Annotated in this window: 17 protein-coding genes and 1 pseudogene; 16 read left to right on the top strand and 2 right to left on the bottom strand. The window is 62.9% G+C overall.

Translation table 11 applies throughout. The features are described from left to right. The first annotated feature begins 15 nt into the window (after nucleotides 1–15). From treZ to QF045_RS15255, 12 genes are all read left to right on the top strand, one after another. Complete coding sequence (treZ, locus tag QF045_RS15310) at nucleotides 16–1,761, top strand: malto-oligosyltrehalose trehalohydrolase (RefSeq protein ID WP_306492938.1); 1,746 nt, start codon at nucleotides 16–18, stop codon at nucleotides 1,759–1,761. Then, nucleotides 1,758–3,842, top strand: coding sequence for a 4-alpha-glucanotransferase (gene malQ / locus QF045_RS15305; RefSeq protein WP_306492937.1), 2,085 nt, complete (start codon nucleotides 1,758–1,760; stop codon nucleotides 3,840–3,842). The genes treZ and malQ overlap by 4 nt, the downstream gene beginning before the upstream one ends. Then, nucleotides 3,839–6,589, top strand: coding sequence for a malto-oligosyltrehalose synthase (locus QF045_RS15300; protein ID WP_306492936.1), 2,751 nt, complete (start codon nucleotides 3,839–3,841; stop codon nucleotides 6,587–6,589). Before malQ ends, QF045_RS15300 begins: the two co-directional genes overlap by 4 nt. Nucleotides 6,590–6,612: 23 nt before the next feature. Then, nucleotides 6,613–6,885, top strand: a complete 273-nt coding sequence (locus QF045_RS15295) for a DUF2934 domain-containing protein (RefSeq protein ID WP_124386842.1) — start codon at nucleotides 6,613–6,615, stop codon at nucleotides 6,883–6,885. 123 nt (nucleotides 6,886–7,008) lie between these two features. Beyond that, on the top strand, nucleotides 7,009–9,168 hold the full coding sequence (glgX, locus tag QF045_RS15290) for a glycogen debranching protein GlgX (RefSeq protein WP_306492935.1): 2,160 nt from the start codon (nucleotides 7,009–7,011) through the stop codon (nucleotides 9,166–9,168). A 1-nt stretch (nucleotide 9,169) separates the two neighbouring features. Beyond that, a complete protein-coding gene (locus QF045_RS15285) occupies nucleotides 9,170–10,168 on the top strand; it encodes an acyl-CoA dehydrogenase family protein (protein WP_306492934.1) in 999 nt (332 codons plus the stop codon). Beyond that, nucleotides 10,165–10,923 (top strand): PIG-L deacetylase family protein, encoded by a 759-nt coding sequence (locus tag QF045_RS15280; protein WP_306492933.1) that lies wholly within the window; start codon nucleotides 10,165–10,167, stop codon nucleotides 10,921–10,923. The genes QF045_RS15285 and QF045_RS15280 overlap by 4 nt, the downstream gene beginning before the upstream one ends. Then, a complete protein-coding gene (locus QF045_RS15275; RefSeq protein ID WP_306492932.1) occupies nucleotides 10,920–11,519 on the top strand; it encodes an SAM-dependent methyltransferase in 600 nt (199 codons plus the stop codon). The genes QF045_RS15280 and QF045_RS15275 overlap by 4 nt, the downstream gene beginning before the upstream one ends. Then, the gene (locus QF045_RS15270) at nucleotides 11,516–12,175 is read left to right on the top strand and encodes a glycosyltransferase family 2 protein (protein ID WP_306492931.1); all 660 of its coding nucleotides are present in this window, start codon (nucleotides 11,516–11,518) and stop codon (nucleotides 12,173–12,175) included. The genes QF045_RS15275 and QF045_RS15270 overlap by 4 nt, the downstream gene beginning before the upstream one ends. Before the next feature lie 116 nt (nucleotides 12,176–12,291). Then, nucleotides 12,292–13,053, top strand: a complete 762-nt coding sequence (locus tag QF045_RS15265) for a PIG-L deacetylase family protein (protein ID WP_306492930.1) — start codon at nucleotides 12,292–12,294, stop codon at nucleotides 13,051–13,053. A gap of 158 nt (nucleotides 13,054–13,211) precedes the next feature. After that, entirely contained in the window at nucleotides 13,212–15,368 is a 2,157-nt protein-coding gene (locus QF045_RS15260) for a TonB-dependent siderophore receptor (RefSeq protein ID WP_306492929.1), read from the top strand. A gap of 172 nt (nucleotides 15,369–15,540) precedes the next feature. Next, on the top strand, nucleotides 15,541–17,028 hold the full coding sequence (locus QF045_RS15255; RefSeq protein ID WP_306492928.1) for a methyl-accepting chemotaxis protein: 1,488 nt from the start codon (nucleotides 15,541–15,543) through the stop codon (nucleotides 17,026–17,028). A gap of 1,064 nt (nucleotides 17,029–18,092) precedes the next feature. Here the strand turns inward: QF045_RS15255 and QF045_RS15250 are convergent. Further along, nucleotides 18,093–18,967: pseudogene (locus tag QF045_RS15250) on the bottom strand (NmrA family NAD(P)-binding protein). 115 nt (nucleotides 18,968–19,082) lie between these two features. On the opposite strand from QF045_RS15250, the gene QF045_RS15245 reads away from it, so the two are divergent. From QF045_RS15245 to QF045_RS15235, 3 genes are all read left to right on the top strand, one after another. Then, the gene (locus tag QF045_RS15245; protein ID WP_306492927.1) at nucleotides 19,083–19,958 is read left to right on the top strand and encodes a LysR family transcriptional regulator; all 876 of its coding nucleotides are present in this window, start codon (nucleotides 19,083–19,085) and stop codon (nucleotides 19,956–19,958) included. A gap of 244 nt (nucleotides 19,959–20,202) precedes the next feature. Continuing rightward, nucleotides 20,203–20,442: a hypothetical protein gene (locus QF045_RS15240; RefSeq protein ID WP_306492926.1), complete on the top strand. Its 240-nt coding sequence runs from the start codon at nucleotides 20,203–20,205 to the stop codon at nucleotides 20,440–20,442. A 158-nt stretch (nucleotides 20,443–20,600) separates the two neighbouring features. After that, complete coding sequence (locus QF045_RS15235; protein ID WP_306492925.1) at nucleotides 20,601–21,737, top strand: sensor histidine kinase; 1,137 nt, start codon at nucleotides 20,601–20,603, stop codon at nucleotides 21,735–21,737. On the opposite strand, the gene QF045_RS15230 is transcribed toward QF045_RS15235, so the two are convergent. After that, nucleotides 21,718–22,386, bottom strand: coding sequence for a TIGR02466 family protein (locus QF045_RS15230; RefSeq protein WP_306492924.1), 669 nt, complete (start codon nucleotides 22,384–22,386; stop codon nucleotides 21,718–21,720). The two genes, QF045_RS15235 and QF045_RS15230, sit on opposite strands and share 20 nt — an antisense overlap. A 192-nt stretch (nucleotides 22,387–22,578) precedes the next feature. On the opposite strand from QF045_RS15230, the gene QF045_RS15225 reads away from it, so the two are divergent. Then, on the top strand, nucleotides 22,579–23,199 hold the full coding sequence (locus QF045_RS15225) for a LysE family translocator (RefSeq protein WP_306492923.1): 621 nt from the start codon (nucleotides 22,579–22,581) through the stop codon (nucleotides 23,197–23,199). The last annotated feature ends 14 nt before the right edge of the window (nucleotides 23,200–23,213 follow it).

The raw sequence follows: 23,213 nt of genomic DNA, 5'->3' as shown, positions 1-23,213 counted from the left end.
GAGAGGTCTTCATAGATGCCGTTACGGACTTTGGAAACCTGGCCCCACGGTGCACTGATGCTGGACGCGCAACACACGCGTTTCGCCTTGTGGGCGCCAGACGCGTTTTATGTCAGCGTTGAATTGCAGGATGGCCGATCCATCGCCATGCTGTCCCAGGCAGACGGCTGGTTCGAAGTCGAACTGGCCTGCCCCGCCGGCACGCTTTACCGCTTCAATATCGACGGGGAACGGGATGTTCCGGACCCCGCATCCAGGGCCCAGGCCCTGGATGTTCATGGTTGGAGCCGCGTCGTCGACCCCCTCGCGTACGAATGGCAGCACAGCCAATGGCAAGGCCGCCCCTGGCACGAGGCGGTGATCTACGAATTGCACGTCGGCGCGATGGGCGGTTACGCCGAAGTGGAGAAACATCTGCCGCGCCTGGCCGAACTGGGCGTGACCGCCATCGAATTGATGCCCCTGGCGCAGTTTCCCGGTGAGCGCAACTGGGGTTACGACGGGGTGCTGCCTTACGCACCGCACGCCGTCTATGGTTCCCCCGAACAACTCAAGCAGCTGATCGACAGCGCCCATGGCCATGGCCTGGCGGTGATCCTCGACGTGGTCTACAACCATTTCGGCCCTGATGGCAATTACCTGGGGCAATACGCCAAGGGCTTCTTTCAGGAGGACGTGCACACACCGTGGGGCGCGGGCATTGATTTCGAGCGCCGTGAAGTGCGAGATTTCTTCCTCGATAATGCATTGATGTGGCTGCTCGAATACCGCTTCGACGGCCTGCGCCTGGACGCGGTGCATGCCATCGACAACCCAGGCTTCCTGCAGGAGCTGGCGCAACGCGTGCGCCAGCAGGTCGACACCGGGCGCCACGTGTGGCTGGTGCTGGAAAACGAGCTGAACCAGGCCAGCCTGCTCAAGCATGATTTCGATGCGCAATGGAACGATGACTTCCATAACGTGCTGCACGTGCTGCTCACCGGCGAAACCGACGCCTATTACAGTGACTTCGCCGAGCAACCCACCGCGAAACTGGCACGCTGCCTGGGTGAAGGCTTTATCTACCAGGGCCACACCACTCGTCACGGCCATGCACGCGGCGAACCCAGCGGCGAGTTGCCGCCGACCGCTTTCGTGGCATTCCTGCAGAACCACGACCAGATCGGCAACCGCGCCCTGGGCGAACGCTTGCACCAGCTGTGCTCGCCGGAGGCGCTGAGGGCAGCGACCGCCCTGTTGCTGCTGTCACCGATGATTCCGCTGATGTTCATGGGCGATGAAGTCAATGCTGCAGAGCCGTTTCTGTTCTTCACAGACCATCACGGTGAGCTGGCCGAGGCCGTACGTGAAGGTCGACGCAGCGAGTTCGCCGATTTCGCCGCGTTTCACGACCCCGAACAACGCGAACGCATCCCCGATCCCAACGCCTTGACCACGTTCCTGCAATCGGCGCCTGCGCTGGTCGAAAACGAGCACGCCCAGCTCTATCGCCAGTTGCTGAGCCTGCGTCATCAGCATGTGGTGCCGCACCTGCCCGGCAGCGTGGCCCTGGGCGCAGAGGTGCTGGCCGAAGGTGCCGTCGCCGCGCGCTGGCGGCTGGGCAATGGCAGTGTGTTGCAGATTGATCTGAACCTTGGCGCCAAGCCCGTCGACCAGCCCGCATCGCTCCACGTAATTTTTCAAACGCCGGCCGACGACGTGGCGCACTTGCCGCCCTTCAGCGCCCGCGTGTCCTTATTCCCTGCTGGAGAACAGTCTTGAGCGAAGCGAACCTGGAAATACTCGCCAGCCGTGCGGGCCTGGCCGTCGATTGGATCGATGCCAACGGTCGCCCGCAACATGTGCAGCCCGACGCGCTGCGCGCCGTGCTCAAGGGGCTGGGCCACCCAGCTGACACCGAAGCCGAGATCGACGCCAGCCTGCGCGAACTGGAGCAGGCCCAGCAGGATAAACATCTGCCCCCGCTGCTGACTGTCGACAGCGGTGAAGGCCTGGACCTGGCGCGCTACTTCGCGGCCGACACGCCGTGCCGCGTGCACCTGGAAAACGGTGAAACCCTGGAATTGCGTCTTGACGGTGATGCCGTGCTGCCTGGCGTGATTGCCCTCGGCTATCACCAGGCGCATATCGACGGCCAAACCTTCACCCTCGCCGTCGCACCCGCCCGTTGCTACAGCGTGGCCGAAGCGGTCGACAGCAACCCGGCCCGCGCCTGGGGCCTCAGCGCCCAGTTGTACTCGCTGCGCCGCCTCGGTGACGGCGGCTTTGGCGACACCCTGGCCCTGGAACACCTGGCCCGCTCAGCCGCCGAGCGCGGCGCCGACGCCCTGGCGATCAGCCCGATGCACGCGATGTTCAGCGCCGATACCGAGCGCTACAGCCCCTACTCGCCCTCCAGCCGGCTGTTTCTCAACAGCCTGTATGCCTCGCCGGGTTGCATCCTGGGCGAACGTGAAGTGCGCAATGCCATCGAAGCCGCGGGCCTGACCGATGAATTGCACGACCTGGAACAGCTCACCCTGATCGACTGGCCCGCAGCCTCCAAGGCCAAGCAGCGCCTGCTGCGAGCCCTGTACGACGATTTCCGTCACGGCCACCATCCGCAACACGCCGACTTCCAGAGCTTTCGCCAAACGGGCGGCGAATCCTTGGAAAACCACTGCCGTTTCGAAGCCGTGCAAGCGCTGCGCGCTGCTGCCGGCGAAGACCTCGACTGGCGCCAGTGGCCAGAGGCCTGGCGTACACCGCAGAGCCCGGCGTTGGCACAGTTCGCCGAAGAACACCGCGATGAGATCGGCTATTTCGCCTTCACCCAATGGCTGATCGCCCGCAGCCTGCAACGCGCGCAACAGGCGGCGCGCGGCAGCGGCATGGGCATCGGCCTGATCGCCGACCTGGCGGTGGGTGCAGACGGCGGTGGCAGCCAGGCCTGGAGCCGCCAGGATGAGTTGCTGGCCGACCTGACCGTCGGCGCGCCACCGGACATTCTCAACCGTGCGGGCCAGGGTTGGGGCATCTCTGCCTTCTCCCCCGAAGGGCTCAAGCGCAACGGTTTCCGCGCGTTTATCGAAATGCTGCGGGCCAACTTCGCCCACGCCGGCGGCTTGCGCATTGACCACGTAATGGGCCTGCAACGCCTGTGGGTCATCCCCAATGGCGCATCACCGCGCGAAGGTGCTTATCTGTATTTCCCATTCGACGACATGTTGCGTCTGCTGGCGCTCGAATCCCATCGCCACCAGGCCATTGTCCTCGGTGAAGACCTGGGCACCGTCCCGGACGGCCTGCGGGAAAAACTCAGCAGCCGGGCGATTCTCGGCATGCGCGTGCTGCTGTTCGAACAAGACCACAACTATCAGTTCCGGCCCATTCTGGACTGGCCCGACAACGCCCTGGCCACCACCAGCACCCACGATTTGCCAACCCTCAACGGCTGGTGGCACAGCCGCGACATCGAATGGAACATCGAGTTGGGCCTGATCGACGCGCCAACCGTGGACCAATGGAGCGAACACCGCCTGCGCGAACGTCAGGCGCTGCGCCAGGCCTTGAGCCAGGACCCACAGAACTTCGTCGATGAAATCCGCAACGACACCGACCACATGATCGATGCCAGCGTGCGCTACCTCGGCCACACCCGTGCGCCGCTGGTATTGCTGCCGCTGGAGGATGCGCTGGGCATGGAGGAACAACCCAACCTGCCCGGCACCACCGACACCCACCCCAATTGGCGCCGCCGCCTGCCCGGTGAAGCGTCCAGCCTGCTCGACAATGCCGGCGCCGCGCGCCGCCTCGAGCTGCTGGCCGTCGCGCGCAACCAAGCCTATGAGCGTGACCGATGAAAGCACTGCCCCTGCGCGCCACCCAGCGCCTGCAATTTCATAAAGGCTTCACCCTGGATGATGCGGTGCCACTGGTGCCGTATTTCGCCCAGATGGGCATCAGCCACCTGTATGCCTCGCCCCTGCTCAAGGCCCGCGCCGGGTCGATGCATGGCTATGACGTGGTCGACCCCACCCGCGTCAACCCGGAACTGGGCGGCGAGGCGGCGTTGCAGCGCCTGGTTGCGGCGCTACGCGAACACGACATGGGCCTGATCCTCGATATCGTCTCCAACCACATGGCCGTAGGCGGCGCCGACAACCCCTGGTGGCTGGACCTGCTGGAATGGGGACGTTTGAGCCCCTACAGCGAATTCTTCGATATCCAGTGGCACTCGCCCGACCCGCTGCTCAAGGGCCAATTGCTGATGCCGTTCCTCGGCAGCGACTACGGCGAGGCGTTGCAGAGCGGCAACCTGATCCTGAAGTTCGACGCGGCACAAGGCGCGTTTTACGTCGAGCACTACGAACACCGCTTCCCGATCTGCCCGCGCGATTACGCGTTGATCCTTGGCGGCGATGAAGCACTCAAGCCCTTGGCTGATCGCTTCGCCACCCTGGCCTATCAGGATGACGCCTACGCCGAAGCCGCCCAGCTCAAACAGACATTGGCCGAGCGCGCCGGCGACCTGCTGCCCGCGATCAAGCAGCGCCTCGCCACGTTCGACGGCCGCACGCCAGAGGGCTTCGAGCGCCTGCATGAACTGCTGGAGCAACAAAGTTACCGCCTGGCCAGTTGGCGCACGGCGGCGGACGACATCAACTGGCGCCGCTTCTTCGATGTGAATGAGCTGGGCGGGCTGCGCGTGGAGCGCACGGCGGTGTTCGAGGCCACCCACGGCAAGATCTTCGAGTTGATCGAAGCGGGCTTGATCGACGGGCTGCGCATCGACCATATCGACGGCCTGGCCGACCCGCGTGGTTACTGCCGCAAGCTGCGCCGTCGCCTGGATGCGCTGTCGCCGCAGCGGCATCTGCCGATCTTCGTGGAAAAAATCCTTGGCGAAGGTGAGACCCTGCGCGACGACTGGAAAGTGGACGGCACCACCGGCTATGAATTCATGAACCAATTGTCGTTGCTGCAGCACCATCCGGACGGTTTCGCCCCGCTGGCCGAGTTGTGGTCACGCCACAGCGAACGGCCGTCGGCGTTCATGGACGAAGCCCGGTTGGCACGCCAGCAGATCCTCAACGGTTCCCTGGGCGGCGATTTCGAGAGCGTGGCCCAGGCGCTGTTGCAGGTGGCCCGCGACGACGTGATGACCCGCGACTTGACCCTGGGCGCAATCCGTCGGGCATTGCAGGAGCTGATCGTGCACTTCCCGGTGTACCGCACCTACATCAGTGCGCGCGGGCGCAGCGCGGCTGACGACAAGATCTTCCAGCAAGCCATGGAAGGTGCGCGTACCACATTGAGCGAAGGCGACTGGCCGGTGCTCGATCACCTGGAAAAGTGGCTGGGTGGGCAACCGTGGCGCCGTCGTCCGCTGGGTCGCGAGCGCAAGATGCTCAAGCATGCCTGTGTGCGCTTCCAGCAACTGACCTCGCCCGCCGCCGCCAAGGCGGTGGAAGACACTGCGTTCTACCGTTCGGCGGTGTTGTTGTCGCGCAACGATGTGGGCTTCAGCACCGAGCAGTTCAGCGCGCCGTTGGCGGACTTTCACACGGTCAACCAGCAGCGGCTTGAACACTTCCCGCACAACTTGCTGGCCACCGCCACCCACGACCATAAACGCGGTGAGGATACCCGCGCGCGTCTGGCGGTGCTGAGCGAGTGCGCGCCCTGGTATGCCGAGCAGGTCGAACACTGGCGCAGCCTCGCCGCACCGCTGCGCGACACCCCCGACAGCCCGTCGGCGGGCGACGAGTTGATCCTCTATCAGGTCTTGCTCGGGAGTTGGCCGCTGGAGTCCAATCCTGACCTTGAGGCTTACCAGCAACGCCTGTGGCAATGGCAACAAAAAGCCTTGCGCGAAGCCAAGCTGCAAAGCAGTTGGAGCGCCCCGAACGAAGCCTACGAGCGCGGCGTGGAAACGTTCCTGCAGCGCGTGCTGCTCAGTGAAGCCGGCGGCCCACTGCGCGACGCCCTTGCCAGCGCGGCCCAGGCCATCGCACCCGCCGGCGCCCTGAACGGGCTGGCGCAGTCTTTGCTTCATCTGAGCGTGCCGGGTGTGCCGGACGTGTACCAGGGCGATGAGTTCTGGGACTTCAGCCTGGTCGACCCGGACAACCGTCGCCCGGTGGACTTCGTTGCGCGCCAACGCGCATTGGATACCCCAGCGAACCCCGTTGAGCTGCTGTCCCACTGGCGCGACGGGCGGATCAAACAGGCGCTGATTGCGCAGGTGCTGGCTTTGCGCAAGGCTCACGTCGGGTTGTTCAGCGACGGCACTTACACCGCCCTGGAGGTGGTTGGCGAGCAAGCCGAACACGTGGTCGCCTTCTGCCGCGAACACCAGGGCACACGTGTGCTGGTGGTGGTGCCACGCTGGTCCCGCCGCCTGCTCGAAAATGCGCTGCAGCCGCTGATCCCTGCCCAGGTTTGGGGCGATACACGGGTGAAATTACCGTTCGCCGCCACAACTCGAAACTGGAAGGGACTTTTTCAGACGAGCGCAGTCACACCAGACAAGGAGCTGTTGATCAGCGCTGCCCTGGGGGATTTCCCGGTCAATGTCTTTATCAATGCCGATATTCAAGAAAGCTGAACATTTTCTCTGAGGAGTGTGTGATGAGTAATGAAGACAAACGCATCCGCGAACTGGCGCATCAGATCTGGGAATCCGAAGGCAAGCCCCACGGTGAAGATGCACGTCACTGGGAGATGGCGCGCAAACTGGCAGAGGCCGAGGCGCTGACGCCAAGCAAGCCCAAGCCTGCCGCCAAGCCCAAGACCGCCCCTAAGGCTGCGGCCAAGCCCAAGCCGGCCGCGCCGGCTGCTGCCGCCAAGCCGGCACCGAAAAAGCCAGCCGCGCCGAAGAAACCCAAGCCAGCCGCCCATTGATCACCGCGCCCCCTGACGACATTGTCGTCGGGGGGCCTTCATCTATATTTACGTCATACGCTGAATAACTGTCAGTACGGCCGCGTTCGGCCCGAAAAAAAGAATTCTTGCAGGAGCAACACCATGAGCAAACCCGAAAAAGCCTCAGCCACGCCGGACCAAGAGCCGTCGCGGATTCGTGAAGGTTTGCCCTTCCCCCTTGGCGCCACCTGGGACGGCCTGGGCGTCAACTTCGCGCTGTTCTCCGCCAACGCCACCAAGGTCGAGCTGTGCCTGTTCGACGACGCCGGCGAAGTGGAACTGGAGCGTATCGAACTGCCCGAATACACCGATGAAATCTTCCACGGCTACCTGCCCGACGCCCATCCAGGGCTGATCTACGGCTACCGTGTGTATGGCCCCTACGACCCGGAAAACGGCCATCGTTTCAACCACAACAAACTGCTGATCGACCCCTATGCCAAGCAACTGGTGGGCGAACTCAAATGGTCCGAAGCGCTGTTCGGCTACACCATCGGCCACCCCGACGACGACCTCAGCTTCGATGAGCGCGACAGCGCGCCCTTCGTGCCCAAATGCAAGGTCATCGACCCTGCGCACACCTGGGGCAATGACCAGCCGGTGCGCGTGCCCTGGGACCGCACGATCATCTATGAAACCCACCTGCGCGGCATCAGCATGCGCCACCCTTCGGTTGGCGAATCCGTGCGCGGCACCTGCGCCGGGCTGATGGACGACGATGTGCTCAAGCACATTCGCCAGTTAGGGGTTTCTTCGGTCGAGTTGTTGCCGGTACACGCCTTTGTCAACGACCAGCACTTGCTGGAAAAAGGCATGACCAACTACTGGGGCTACAACAGCATCGCGTTTTTCGCACCCGACCCGCGCTACCTGGCCAGCGGCAAGATCGCCGAGTTCAAGGAGATGGTCGCGCACCTGCATGAACAGAAGCTCGAAGTGATCCTCGATGTGGTCTACAACCACACCGCCGAAGGCAACGAGCGCGGCCCTACCCTCTCAATGCGCGGTATCGACAACGCCTCGTACTACCGCCTGATGCCCGACGAAAAACGTTTCTACATCAACGATTCCGGCACCGGCAACACCTTGGACCTGAGCCACCCGTGTGTACTGCAGATGGTTACAGACTCCCTGCGTTACTGGGCCACCGAGATGCACGTCGACGGCTTCCGCTTCGACCTGGCGACCATCCTCGGACGCTATCGCGACGGCTTCGACGAACGTCACAGCTTCCTCGTGGCGTGCCGCCAGGACCCTATCCTGCGCCAGCTCAAATTGATCGCCGAACCCTGGGACTGCGGCCCAGGCGGCTATCAAGTGGGCAATTTCCCACCCGGTTGGGCGGAGTGGAACGACCGTTTCCGCGACACCGTACGCGCCTTCTGGAAAGGCGACGACGGGCAGTTGGCGGACTTCGCCGGGCGCATGACGGCCTCGGGCGAGATGTTCAACCATCGCGGACGCCGGCCTTACAGCTCGGTGAACTTCATCACCGCCCATGACGGCTTCACCCTGCACGACCTGGTGTCGTACAACGACAAGCACAACGAAGCCAACGACGAGAACAACCAGGACGGCAGCAATAACAACCTGTCGTGGAACCATGGCGTCGAAGGCCCCACCGACGATCCTGAGATCAACGCGCTGCGCCTGCGCCAGATGCGCAACTTCTTTGCCACGCTGCTGCTGGCCCAAGGCACGCCGATGATCGTGGCCGGCGATGAGTTCGCCCGCACCCAGCACGGCAACAACAATGCCTATTGCCAGGACAGCGAGATTGGCTGGGTCAACTGGGACCTGGACGATGACGGCAAGGCGTTGCTCAAGTTCGTCAAGCGCCTGATCAAGTTGCGCCTGGCGTACCCGATCCTGCGCCGTGGACGTTTCCTGGTGGGCGACTACAACGAAGACATCGGCGTGAAGGACGTCACCTGGCTCGCGCCGGATGGCAACGAGATGACCACTGAGCAGTGGGAAGACAGCCATGGCCGTTGCCTGGGCATGCTGATGGATGGCCGCGCCCAGGAAACGGGGATTCGTCGTGCCGGCGCCGATGCAACGCTGTTGCTGGTGGTGAATGCCCATCACGACATGGTCAATTTCCGCTTGCCACCGGTGCCACAGGGCGAGTCTTGGAATTGCCTGCTCGACACCAATGACCCTGCGGTGCGTGGCCAGGAGCGCTTTGACTTTGAGCACGAGTACGCCGCCACCGGTCGCTCACTGCTACTGTTTGAGCTTCAACACGACGACGAGGTGTGAAATGGCGTTGCACGGATTCCTTTCCGGCTACCGGGGCTATGCAAATACGCAAGCCCTGGGTGATGCCTTAAAGGACCTTCAGGAAGAAGGCCTGGACCAGCTGCCGTTGCCCGGCAGCGGCCAGACGCTGGAGCGCTACAGCGGGCTGGCGCAGGTCGCCGGCCACGACCTGCGTTTGTGCAAGCTGTTTGAAGGCCACACCGATGCGCTGGCGATCATCGCTGAACTCGACAGCCCGCTGCCGCCCCTGGGCAGCACCTGGGGGATGTGGGCCGCCGAGCCGCCGAGCGCCAAGGTGCGCGTGCGGCGCGACGGTCAGCGTCTGATCATCGACGGGCGTAAAGCCTGGTGTTCCGGTGCGTCGGTGGTATCACACGGGTTGTTGACCGCGTGGGATGAGGAAGATCGCCAGCAACTGGTCGCCGTGGCGATGGACCAACCGGGCGTGACGGTGACGGATGAAGGCTGGAATGCGGTGGGCATGGCCGCCACCGGCAGTGTTGAAATTGTCTTCAACCAGGCGCGTGGGCTTGCGGTGGGCGGGCCGGGTGACTACCTGGCCCGCCCGGGCTTCTGGCAAGGCGCAATCGGGATTGCCGCGTGCTGGTATGGCGCGGCGCAGCGCCTGGCTGAAGTGTTGCGCGAACAGTGCAGCAAGCACCCGGAACCGCACGCCATGGCCCACCTCGGTGCCGTCGACAGCGCATTGAACAGCGCAGCCTGCGTGCTACGCACCAGTGCCGAGCAGGTAGACCGGGCACCGACCGCCGATGCCCGACTATTGGCCCAGCAGGTACGCGCCTGCGTCGAGGAAACCGTGGAGCAAGTAATCCATCACGTCGGGCGGGCCGTGGGTGCGGGGCCTTATTGCAAGGATCCACACTTCGCCCAACTGATGGCGGACTTGCCGGTGTATGTGCGCCAAAGCCATGCCGAACGCGACCTGGCCGCCCTCGGCGAACAGGTCGCCGGCGAACCGTCAGGGAGGTGGCAGTTATGAAACCCAACCCGATTGTCGGCCAGGGTACGTCGCTGCATTACTGGCAGACATCGGCGCGCCTGGCTGAGCTGCCGCATGTCAGCGTGGAGCAATTGGTGCCCGAGGGGCGGCGCGCCGTGATCATCGCCCCGCACCCGGACGATGAAGTGCTCGGCTGCGGTGGCTTGCTGCAAGGGCTTGCCGCATTGGGCCGTCCCATCCAATTGATTTCGGTCACTGACGGCAGCGCCAGTCATCCGGGTTCCAAACGCTGGCCGGTGCAACGTCTGAGCGTGGTACGTCCCCAGGAATCAGCCCAGGCCCTGCATCGGCTGGGCTTGCCGCTGCACAGTTTGAAGTGGCTGCGCGCCGGGTTTACCGACAGCAAGGTCGCCGAGCGCGAAACCGAGCTGACGGCGTTTATCCAGCGCTACCTCAAGCCCAACGATGTGGTGTTCGCCACCTGGCGCGAGGACGGCCATTGCGATCATGAAGCCGTGGGCCGCGCCAGCGCCGAAGCGGCCCGCGCCGTGGGTGCGCAGTTATATGAACTGCCGGTATGGACCTGGCACTGGGCGACCGCCGAAGACGGCATGGTGCCGTGGGAACGCGCGCGCAAGATCCCGCTGACGCCAGAAAAAGTCGCGCGCAAACGCCATGCCATCCACGCCTTCGCCAGCCAGCTTGAAGGCGACCCGCAGGTCGGCCTGCCGCCGGTGCTGGCGCCCTACGTGGTGGAGCGTCTGCTGCAACCTTTTGAAGTGGTGTTCGTTTGAGTGTGACAACCCCTTATTTCGACCAGATGTTCGCGGGCAACGATGACCCGTGGGCGTTTCGTCAGCGTTGGTATGAACAGCGCAAACGCGCAGTAAGCCTGGCGGTACTGACCCGAGCCCACTACGCCTCGATTTTCGAACCCGGCTGTGCCAATGGCGAGCTGAGCGCCGATCTGGCGGCGCGCTGCGATCGCTTGCTGTGCTGTGATACGGCGAGTGCTGCGGTGACGCTGGCGAAGAAACGGCTGGCGGGGTTTTCCAACGTCCTGGTGGAGCAACGACGGCTGCCTGAGCAATGGCCATCGGAGCAATTCGAGCTGATCGTGTTGAGTGAGCTGTGTTATTACCTGGACGCGGCTGATCTTGAGCGCCTGATTGACCGCTGCCTGGAGGCGTTGGCAGAGAATGGCCAACTGTTGGCTTGCCACTGGCGTGCGCCCATTGAAGGTTGCCCGCAAACCGCCGAACAGGTCCACGCCCTGCTCCATCAGCGACTGAGGCTGCACGCGGTGGTACGCCACCATGAAGAAGATTTTCTACTCGACCTCTGGAGTCGCGACAGCGCCTCGGTCGCACGCCTTGAAGGCCTGCGATGATCGGCATCCTGATTCCGGTGCATAACGAAGAAGCGTTGCTGGGCGAATGCCTGAACGCAGCAATGCTTGCCGCACGTCATCCGCAACTGCACGGCGAAGCAGTGCAGATCCTGGTGGTTCTCGACAGCTGCAGCGATGGCAGCGCGGCGATTGCGCGAGCGCAGGGTGTGCACTGCCTGGCGGTGCAGGCGTGTAATGTCGGGCATGCCCGTGGTGTGGGCGCGCAGCATCTGCTGGACCTGGGCGCGCGCTGGATCGCCTGTACCGACGCCGACAGTCGCGTCGCACCGGACTGGCTGGTGGCGCAACTGGCCCTGGGTTGCGACGCCGTGTGCGGTACCGTGACCGTGGACGCTTGGAGCGAAGGCTTCGACGCGGCGGCACAGATCCGCTATCACCAGGCTTACGCAGCCCGCGATGGGCATCGCCATATCCACGGTGCCAACCTGGGAGTAAGCGCCAGCGCCTATCGGCAGGCGGGTGGGTTTGAACCGCTGGCATGCCATGAGGACGTGCAACTGGTGCGTAATCTGGAACGCTGCGGTGCTTCCATTGCCTGGAGCCATACCCCGCAAGTGATCACCAGCGCACGCCTGGATTGCCGCGCCCAGGGTGGCTTCGCTGACTATTTGAAGAGCCTCATGCAGGCCTCGTAAAAAAACGCCGTGGCGCCGTTTATCCTTGTCTATGCTCATAACACCTCGCAAAGGTGCTCCAGGATCGGAGCCTGAGGTGAAGACAAGCGCAACAACCGACAAGGATGTGACACCCTATGAAATCCGCTTCCCTGAGCGAGGGCCGCCGTGGTCCTGCACAAATCTGGAACAGCGCGCCCCAGTTGGCGCAAGTCCCTGTTATCAGCCTGTCCGGCCTGGTACCGCCAGGTGCCCGGGTGGTGGTGATAGCCCCCCACCCCGGCGATGAAGTGCTCGCCTGCGGCGGTCTGCTGCATTTGCTCAGCAACCGCGCGCACCCATTGAAGTTGATCTCCATCACCGATGGCAGCGCCAGCCATCCTGGCTCTCAGGTCTGGTCGGCCAGCCGCTTGAGTGTCGTCCGCCCACAGGAAAGCGCCGAGGCCATGCGCCGCCTGGGTATGCCACTGCATAGCCTGAAATGGATTCGTGGCGGGTTTCGCGATAACGCCCTCGCCGCCGATGAGCATCAGGTCTGCCAGTTCATCGCCCGATACCTGCAGTCAGGGGATGTGGTGTTTACCACCTGGCGCCATGATGGCAACGAAGACCACGAAGCCGTCGGCCGGGCCAGCGCCAAGGCATGCGACCTGGTGGGTGCGCAACTGAACGAATTGCCGATGTGGGCCTGGCACTGGCCTGCACGCGAAAGCGCGGTGATCCCGTGGCAGCGCGCGCGCAAGTTGTGCCTGGACACTTGGGGCATCGCACACAAGCTGCACGCCGTGCATGCCTACGCCAGCCAGCTCACGGGCGATCCCGCGATCAGCCTGGCGCCGATGTTCGCCCAGGCGTTACTGGAACGCATGCGTGAGCCCTACGAAATCGTGTTCACCTAGGCAAAGGTGGCAAAACGCTGGTACGTGAGGTGTGAAAAAGTCGTTAACTGATTAATCCCGTAGGCTTTTTCCGACAGCTTCAATCTGCCAAACTGATGCGAATAATTATCAACAGATTTATTATTCGCCACGGATGGCATTCCGGGAGAGCTACGTTCATGTCTGTGCAACACCATGTCGGCAAAGGATTTTCACCGAGTCTGATAGCAATGGCTATCTGCCTGACCACGTCCCACGCAGCCCTCGCTGCCGAGGCCGGCGCACCGCCCGCCACCATTGAGCTGGGCGCCACCGAAGTGTCCGGCCAACAGCTGGGCGAGACCACCGAGGGCAGCGAGTCGTACACCACCGGCTCGATGAAAACCGCAACCAAACTGCCGCTGACCCTGCGCGAAACCCCGCAGGCCGTCACCGTGATTACCCGTCAACGCATGGATGACCAGGCGATGACCAGCATCAACGATGTGGTGAATGCCACGCCGGGGTTGTTCCTCAACTACTCCAGCGGCCCCGGCCGGCAGGGCTATACCGCACGCGGTTTCAATGTCGACAACCTCATGTACGACGGCATTCCCAGCGGCTATAACGGCGTTAATGTGGGTTCGCAGCCGAACCTGGCGATGTTTGATCGGGTCGAGGTGGTGCGCGGTGCCACTGGCCTGGTCACCGGCGCCGGTAACCCCTCGGCGGCCATCAACCTGATTCGCAAGCGGCCCCTGGCCGAGCAGAAAGTCACCTTGACCGGCGCCGCCGGCAGTTGGGACGATTACCGTGGCGAGCTCGACGCCTCCAGCCCGCTTAATGAAAGCGGCACCTGGCGAGGCCGGGTGGTGACGTCTTACCGTGATGCCAACAGTTTCATCGACAAGGCCGAGCAGGATCACGGCCTGTTCTACGCGGTTACCGAAGCCGACCTGGGCGAAGACACCACCTTGACGCTGGGTTATTCCAACCAGAAAGACAAGACCAACTACTTCTGGGGCTCCTCGATGATCGGCCTGGACGGCCATCACCTCGACCTGTCGCGCTCGTACAACCCCGGTACCGACTGGGAGAACAAGGATCAGGAGGTCAACACCGTCTTTGTCGAACTGCGCCAGCAACTGGCCAATGACTGGAGCCTGCAGGTCAATGCCAACTACGCCGAGCAAGACGCGCTGTTCTCCGGTTCCTACCAGTCGCGCTGGACCAACAATAGCCTGGCACGCACCGTGTACCAGGCAGCTTTCGATCAGAACCAGGCCGGGGTCGACGCTTTTGTCAGTGGGCCTTTCCAGGCGTTCGGACGCACCCATGAACTGGTCGTGGGCGCCAGCAAGCGCATCGAGGACACGACCACCCACAACTACAGCCCCTACGACCTGAATTGGCCGATCACGGCCGGCAAACCGAACTTCACCCGCACCAACAACCAACGCGACGTCACCACCCAGGACGGCGTCTACGTCACCACCCGCCTGAGTCTGGCCGACCCGCTCAAGCTGATCCTCGGCGGGCGCCTGGACTGGTACGACTACGACAACCGCGATGGCGACGGCGACTACAAGGTCACCCGCAACCTCACCCGCTATGCCGGGTTGATCTACGACCTGGACGACCAGCACTCGGTGTACGCCAGCTACAGCGACATCTTCACCCCGCAAAGCGAGAAGAGCACCTCCGCCACCCCGCTCAAGCCCATCGTCGGCAAGAATTATGAAGTCGGCATCAAGGGCGAATACCTGGGTGGCGCGCTGAATGCCAGCGTGGCGCTGTTCCGGGTCGACCAGGAGAACCGTGCGGTGCAGATCGTCGTGCCGGATTGCCCACAGGCCTCCTGCTACCAGGCTTCTGGCGAGATTCGCAGCCAGGGTATCGACTTCGAACTGCAGGGCGCCCTGACCGAGAACTGGCAGGTGGGCGGTGGCTACACCTACGCACGTACTCACACGATCAAGGACGACGCCAACCCGCAGAAGGTCAACAAGCAGTTCGACACCGACACCCCGGAACACCTGTTCAAGGTGACCACCCGCTACAACTTCCAGGGCCCGCTGGAAAAACTTCGCGTGGGCGGCAATGTGTCCTGGCAGAGCCGCATGTACAACGACATCCAGTTGGCGGACGGCAGCACCTATCGGCTCAAACAGGGTGGCTACGCCGTCACCGACTTGATGGCCGGCTACCGAGTCAACCAGCACCTGGACCTGCAGCTCAACGCCAACAACATCTTCGATCGTCACTACTACCAGTCCATCTCCGAAGCCGTCACCTATGGCGGTGACTCCTACGGCGCCCCACGCAACATGATGCTGACGGCCAAGTACAGCTTCTGACCGCCATCGCGGCTGCCCGCTCGGGCAGCCGTTGCTTAAAGTCCCCTCGCGACCTGCCGATAACCGTTTGCCGGATCGATGCCGGCAAATAGCCACTTACTTTGTACTGACCGCGGCCCGCGTGGCACGCCGCATGCTTGGTTCCTGGCCAAACCACATGGAGTAAACGTGAATGCCCACACGCTTTCTGGAGCACTACCGCAAGGCCGACCGCATCATGCTGGCGTTGATCTGGCTGATGTTTCTGTTCTCCCTCGGGCTGGCGTTCTGGCATGACACCTTTACCCAAGCGGTAATCGTCGGCGGCGGCACCGGCGTGGTGCTGACCGCGCTCTATCGCGCCATCGGCGGCACCCGTGTGATGCGCTGCGTGCTGGGCGCCGGCCTGATGGTGATGGCCGCCTTGCACATCAACCAGGCCGAGGGCGTAATCGAATCGCACTTCGGTATTTTTGCACTGCTGGCGGTGTTGACCTTCTACCGCGACTGGCTGCCGATCCTGGTGGCGGCGCTGACCATTGCGGTACACCACGTGGTTTTTCATGCCTTGCAACATCAGGGCGCGCCGGTGTTTGTGATGGCGCATCACGGCGGCTGGACGATGATTTTCGTCCACGCCTTCTACGTGGTCATGGAAACGGTCGCCCTGCTCTACCTCGCCGTGCATAGCCAGGCCGAGGCGGTCGAAAGCCAGGAAATGCTCGAAAAGATGCTAGCCGTCACTTCGCAGTTCACCGAAGACACCGCCAAGGGTGAAGACAAGGTGCATGTTTCGCTCGCCAAGCGGTTCGACCACTTTCTGCAGCAACTCACCCACCTGATCGACGGCGTCGCACGCGACTCCCACGGCCTCGGCCAACTCGGTCAGGAACTGGCCACCGCCAGCGGCACCCTGGAAAAAGGCGCGCGGCATCAACTGGCGCAAATCAATGAAATGACCGGTTCGATGCAGCGCATGGAAGACGCCATGGGCGACATTACCGTGCACGTCGAGCAGGCGGTGGAGCACGCCGGCCAGGCCAGCCAGCAGATCGTGCGTGGCCAGCAAAGCGTGGGCCGCGCCCAGCATGAAATCACGCAATTGGCCTCACGCATCAACGGCACCGAATCGACCGTACAATCGCTGGCCGTGCAGGCCGAGCAAATCGGTTCGGTGCTTGAGGTCATCAGCAGCATCGCCAACCAGACCAACCTGCTCGCCCTCAATGCCGCCATCGAAGCCGCCCGCGCCGGCGAGCAAGGCCGTGGCTTTGCCGTGGTCGCCGACGAAGTGCGCAGCCTGGCCCAACGCACCGCCCTCTCCACCCAGGAAATCAGGACCATCATCGAAGGCCTGCAGCAAGGCAGCCGCCAGGCCGTCGAAGCCATGCACGACAGCCGCCAAGGCGTGGAGCGCTGCGTGGAAGACAGCCAGGTGGCCGTCGACATGCTGCGCGCCGTGGGCGAAGACATCGCACACATCGACCAACTCAACGGCCGCATCGTCACCACCACCCGCGAACAGACCTCGGCGAACCTGGAAATTGTCGACCGCCTGCAATCGGTGCAACACATCGCGCAAAACACCGCCAACGACGTCGAAACCCTGGCCCGCAGCAGCGAACGCCTGCCACCGATCGCCGTGCGCCTGGATGCGCTGGGGCGCAGGTTTCATCCGTGATTTGGGGGTGTGGGAACTAAGGGGTGCTGGCGAAGCGGTTTCATCGCCTGGACTACCGCTTTCGCAGCCTCGCTAAAGCTCGACAGCTCCCACAGGGGATTGGCTGTGTTAGGGGGGATCTCGGTTTACAGGGCCATCGAGACGAGCGCAGTTCTGACCAGCAACACCGCTCAACTGTGGGAGCTGTCGAGCCCCGGCGAGGCTGCGATGGCGGCGGCACGGTCAACATCTTCGTTGCATGACCCACCGCTTTCGCAGCCTCGCTAAAGCTCGACAGCTCCCACAGGGGATTGGCTGTGTCAGCGCGAATCTCGGTTCGCAGGGCCATCGAAACGAACGCAAATGTGAACAACAACACCGCTCAAATGTGGGAGCTGTCGAGCCCCGGCGAGGCTGCGATGGCGGCGGCACGGTCAACATCTTCGTTGCCTGACCCACCGCTTTCGCAGCCTCGCTAAAGCTCGACAGCTCCCACAGGGGATTGGCTGTGTCAGCGCGAATCTCGGTTCGCAGGGCCATCGAGACGAACGCAAATGTGAACAACAACACCGCTCAAATGTGGGAGCTGTCGAGCCCCGGCGAGGCTGCGATGGCGGCGGCACAGTCAACCTCTTCATCGCCTGAACCACCGCTTTCGCAGCCTCGCTAAAGCTCGACAGCTCCCACGGGGGATTGGCTGTGTCAGCGCGAATCTCGGTTCGCAGGGCCATCGAGACGAACGCAAATGTGAACAACAACACCGCTCAAATGTGGGAGCTGTCGAGCCCCGGCGAGGCTGCGATGGCGGCGGCACAGTCAACCTCTTCATCGTCTGAACCACCGCTTTCGCAGCCTCGCTAAAGCTCGACAGCTCCCACAGGGGATTGGCTGTGTCAGCGCGAATCTCGGTTCGCAGGGCCATCGAGACGAACGCAAATGTGAACAACAACACCGCTCAAATGTGGGAGCTGTCGAGCCCCGGCGAGGCTGCGATGGCGGCGGCACAGTCAACCTCTTCATCGCCTGAACCACCGCTTTCGCAGCCTCGCTAAAGCTCGGGAGCTCCTACAGAGGACGGGTGCAATTCAGGAAGTGGTTTTTCGCAGCGACTCGCTTACGAACGCTTGGTAAGTGCGCAATGGCCGGCCGATGATCGCTTCCAGCCGCTCCACGCTGCCTGGCGCGGCCTGCATGCCGAAGGCCTGGATGCCTTCCATCATCAGGCGCATGTCATAGGCCAGCCAGGCAGGACCGTATGCAGCCAGCTGTGTTTCAAATGCGGCAACGTCATCGCCGCCATAGGCGATTTCGCGGCCCAGGGCTGCGCTCCAGAGCTTGGCCACGCCCGCACTCGTCAGCGCCTGCGGCCCCACCAGCTCCAGCGTCACGCGTTCCAGCGCAGTCGCGGCCTGATCGCGTCGCAACAGCTCGGCAACGGCGATGTCGGCAATGTCCCGCGTATCGATCATCGACACACCGGCCGAGCCGATAGGCATCGGGTACACCGCGTAGTCCTGGATCGTCTGTTGGACCATCAAGTCGTTTTGCATGAAGTACGCCGGGCGCAGCACCGTCGCCGGAATGTCGAGGCTCTCGATCATGCGTTCCACGGTGTGCTTGCCGGTGAAGTGCGGCACCTGGGTGAACGTGTCGGCATGAATCACCGACAAGTAAACCACCCGCTCGATGCCCGCCTCCCGAGCGAGGTTCAACGCGATGATGGCTTGGGTGACCTCATCGGGCGTCACCGCATTCAGCAAAAACAGGGTGCGCACCGACGCCAACGCGGCGCGCATGGAGGCTATATCGGTGAGGTCGCCAACCACTTCGGTGACGCTGCCGGGAAGTCCCGTTTACCCGCCTGGCGCACCAGGGCCTTGACCGCTGCGCCGCGCTCGGCGAGGCCTTGGGTGATGAGTGAACCGAGGGTGCCGGTGGCGCCAACTATAAGAATGCTCATGGGTAAAACTCCTGCCTGGGGATCACTGGGTTTGCGTTGGAACGAACAGTAAGTCGTTGCATAACGAAAACGAAGACCACAGAATCCAGACACCTTGTTTCAAAAATGGAACAGCATGAACCTCAACGCGCTTATCGATTTCATCCTCGTCGCCACCAACGAGGGCCTGGGCAAGGCCAGCCGAGCGAGCGGTGTGTCCAAGGCCACCCTGTCGCGCCGAATTGCCGACCTTGAGGAGCAACTGGGCGTACGGCTGATCGAGCGCAGTGCGCGTGGGCTCAAGCTCACCGAGGCCGGCGAGCTGCTGATGTCGCAAACGGAGGGCCCGCTGGGTGAGGTAACCGAAGCCCTGACCGCCGCACGCGAAGGCGTGTCGACGCCTCGCGGTCGCCTGCGCGTGGCCGCTCCGGTCCTGTTCTCGCAGTTGGCAATGGGCGGGATTGGCGCGCGCTTCTGCGCCGCTTACCCGGACGTCGTCATCGAGGTGGTGGCCGACGACCGCATGGTGGACCTGGTTGAAGAGCAATTCGACGTCGCCATTCGCATCAACCCGAGCCCGGACAGCAACCTGGTGGGCCGATGCTTCGCCAAGGACCGTCTGGTGGTGGTGGCCGCGCCCGCGATACCCAAGCCGGAACCGGGTGCAATCCGGCCGGTGGCAGGCATCGTAACGCCGGGGTTCATGCCCACCCATTGGCGTCTTGATGGCGGACAGTTGGTGCTGGAACCGGTCCCCAGGCTACAGTTCTCTTCGTTGCTGATGGTGCGCGATGCGGCCATCGCCGGTGGGGGTGCGGCGTTGATTCCACAGTCCATCGCCTGGGCGCCACTGGCTCGGGGCGAACTGGCCCAGTGGGGCACCGTGTCGGGGATCGAGCCAGAGCTTTGGGTGTTGCACACCTCCAGGCGCCTTGCAGCGCCCAAAGTACGCGCTTTCGTCGACTTCATCTGCGCTGAGTACCCGGATATGTCGCTGGTACTGCGGGGCTGAACAGGCCAACGTTCGTGAATTGAGCCTATGTCCCCTGCCGGTTTACCCATCTAGTCGCCAGCCAGGTCCGGCAATGAACCTTCAATGGCAGCGACCCGATGCTGCGCCGTGAACATCCGCGCGTAACTCATCGCCTTTCATGCGCTCGCGGCGAAACTCCTTAACCATCCTCCGGTCGATGCTTTCAAGAGGCCGTTAGTGCTTCAGATGTCTTGTGTGTGTAGTCAAAGCTGCGGAGACGGCCATGAAAGAGCTCATAAACGATTTGCCCGGCCCTATAAAGCGACAGGCCGACAGAATCCTGCGCGAGATCGAACTGGCGGGTTCAATGATTCTTGCCGTCAAAGGCGGCGCCAAAGCCCAGGGATTCGTCTTGGGAATAGACTGCTGTGACGGCCTTACGTCAGAGCGTTGCGAGGAGCTTGCGAGCCATTTTGATCACGTAGTGGAACAACGGTTGAGGTCGCTGACATTGGGGCTGTAACCCCAGCCGTATGCTGGTTTTCAGTGCAAAGATTGGATCCACGGTATCCCGTCACCGCCCGAGCTTTAAAAGCGGCGAACAACCTCCTACACTGCCGGGAATTTCCCTACAGCTGCGCAGCCTCGCTCTTCTGCCCGCGCCCCATCAGGACTACAGATATGCGCCTGGCCGATTTCATCCTGGAAAACCTCGAGCCGATTCTGCAGGCCTGGGAAGATTTCGCCAGAACCATTGACACACCGGGTGAGGAACTCGACAGTGTCGGGCTGCGCGACCATGCCGAGCAAATGTTGCGCGCCATCGTCAGCGACCTGCGCACCAAGCAGACCCGGCAGGAGCAAATCGCCAAGGCCCAAGGGCACGCCCCGGAGGTTGAGCAGGAAACCGCGGCGGAAATCCACGCCATGACGCGGCTGATGGCCGGGTTCACCATCGATCAGATGGTGTCGGAATACCGCGCCCTGCGCACCAGCGTGGTCAGCCAGTGGATGCGCCAGATCAAGGACGGCACGCCGATCAACGTCGACGACATGACCCGCTTCCACGAGGCCATCGACCAGGCGCTCGCCGAGTCCGTCGCCAGCTACTCACGTGCGGTCGAGGCATCACGCAACATGTTCCTGGGCATCCTTGGCCACGACTTGCGCACCCCACTGGGCGCGATCCTGCTGGGTGCTGATGTGCTGCGTCACGCCCAGGACGCCGGCGCCCGTGCGACCAAAATCGCCAATCAGATCTTCACCAGCGTACGCCGGGCCAGCCAGATCGTCGGCGACCTGCTGGACCTGACCCGCTGCCAGATGGGGCCCGGCATCCCGGTGAAGACGGCCGATATAGACCTCTCACCGCTGTGCCAGCGCGTAATCGAAGAAATCCGCACCTTTCACCCCGAAGCCATCCTGATGTTCGACGCCAAAACGTCGGTTGCCGGGGAGTTCGACGGTGCGCGCATGGAGCAAGTGTTCTCGAACATCATCAGCAATGCGGTGCAGCATGGGGACACCACGCGGCCAATCCACGTGGAACTGGGAGTACGCGAAAGCCTGGCGGTATTCACGGTGCACAACAGCGGTGAAGCAATACCCGAAGACGTGCTGCCGCTCATCTTCAACCCCATGGGCCGCTTCTCCCAGCGTACGGCCATCCATCAGGGCCCCACGGAAGGCCTCGGGCTGGGCCTGTTCATCGCTTCGGAAATCGTGGCCGCCCATGGCGGAGCGATTGAGGTGAGTTCTGATACCGAACATGGCACGGTGTTTCAGGTGCGGGTTCCGGTCAGCTCACGCCAAAGTTGAACGCAATGGAAATGCGCGGGCGCGTGCCGTCAAAGCGCCTGACCGCGTGCATCAGCCACGACGGGAACATGACGAACGTCCCACTGCTGGCGGCGCAGGTACTGCTGAACCCGGCCGTCAGGCAATCTTCCACGCGCATGCGCAACGCCGGGTTATAGGCGGACGCAACCATGCCGCGGGGGTCGAGAAACTCCAGGTCTCCGCCAACGGCCGGATCGTCTTCCCGGCCGCCGGCGTCAACCCAATACACCCCCGACCAGAACGCACCCGGATGCCCGTGAAGCGCATTGCTGTGCCCCGCCTCGTTGACGTTGACCCAGGCATTGACCTTCCACGCGAAACCCGGCTCGATAAAGCCGTGCTGTTCGCTATGCACGACGGTCAATTGAGTGGCGAACTCCGTGGCAAAGGCTATCAACGCAGCGCACGCCTCACCGCCCCACTGCGCAAAATCATGGGCAGACTGCCAACCCCCAGCATTACTGCGCTGCGCGCCCTGCACATCGGCCGCCATGCGCTGCGCAATTTGGGTTTTGAGCTGCGCATTGAGCGCATGTGAGTCAGGGTATTGGATGCTGGCCAAAGGCGTGGCAAACAGGCGCCTGATGTTGATCAGCTGTGGATCCAAGCGGTGGATAGTGGATGGCATTGATAGATGACTACGTTGCGCAAGTTGCTGAAAAACATACCGAATGGACGCGGAGATTGGTGTAAACCTTTGTTAAAAGGTTGAGGGTTATTGATGGGGCTGGCTGATCGGCGGATACCAGCGCACAGATTGCCGCCCAGCCCCAACTGCCCTTATTCTCAACGTTCCCGCACGCCTCAACCCGGAGCCGCCATGGACCTTGCCACCCTCGCCCTCTTCCTGCCCGCCTGCTTCGCCCTGAACATGGCCCCCGGCCCCAACAACCTGCTGTCGGTCAGCAACGCCACCCGTTACGGCTACCGCACCTCATGCCTGGCCGGCCTCGGCCGCCTGCTGGCTTTTGCCGGCATGATCGCCCTCGCCTCCGCCGGGCTGGCGGTGGTGCTGCAAACGTCGGAATTGCTGTTCTACGGGATCAAGCTGCTTGGCGCGGCGTACCTGTTTTACCTGGCGTACCAGCTGTGGCGCGCGAACCCGCAGGAGGAGGCGCAAACCGCCACGAACAGGATGAGCGTCTGGGCCCTGGCGCGACAGGAGTTTCTGGTGGCAGCGGGCAACCCGAAAGCCATCCTGATCTTTACCGCCTTCCTCCCCCAATTCGTGGTGCCCGGCCACCCCATCACCGCGCAATTCGCCCTGCTGGGCGCGATGTTCCTGGCGCTGGAATGGATCGCCATCAGCGCCTACGCCTACATGGGTTTGCATATGCGCCGCTGGTTTGCGGAGCCTGGGGGTAAGCGGATCTTTAATCGGTGCTGCGCGGGGTTGTTGTCGGCGGCGGCGACGGTGTTGTTGACGGCGCGTAGGGCGTAACTCCCGCACCGTCC

It is taken from the genome of Pseudomonas sp. W4I3, from assembly GCF_030816195.1.
Classification (GTDB): Bacteria; Pseudomonadota; Gammaproteobacteria; order Pseudomonadales; family Pseudomonadaceae; genus Aquipseudomonas.
This window is presented reverse-complemented; position numbering and strand designations above follow the sequence as displayed.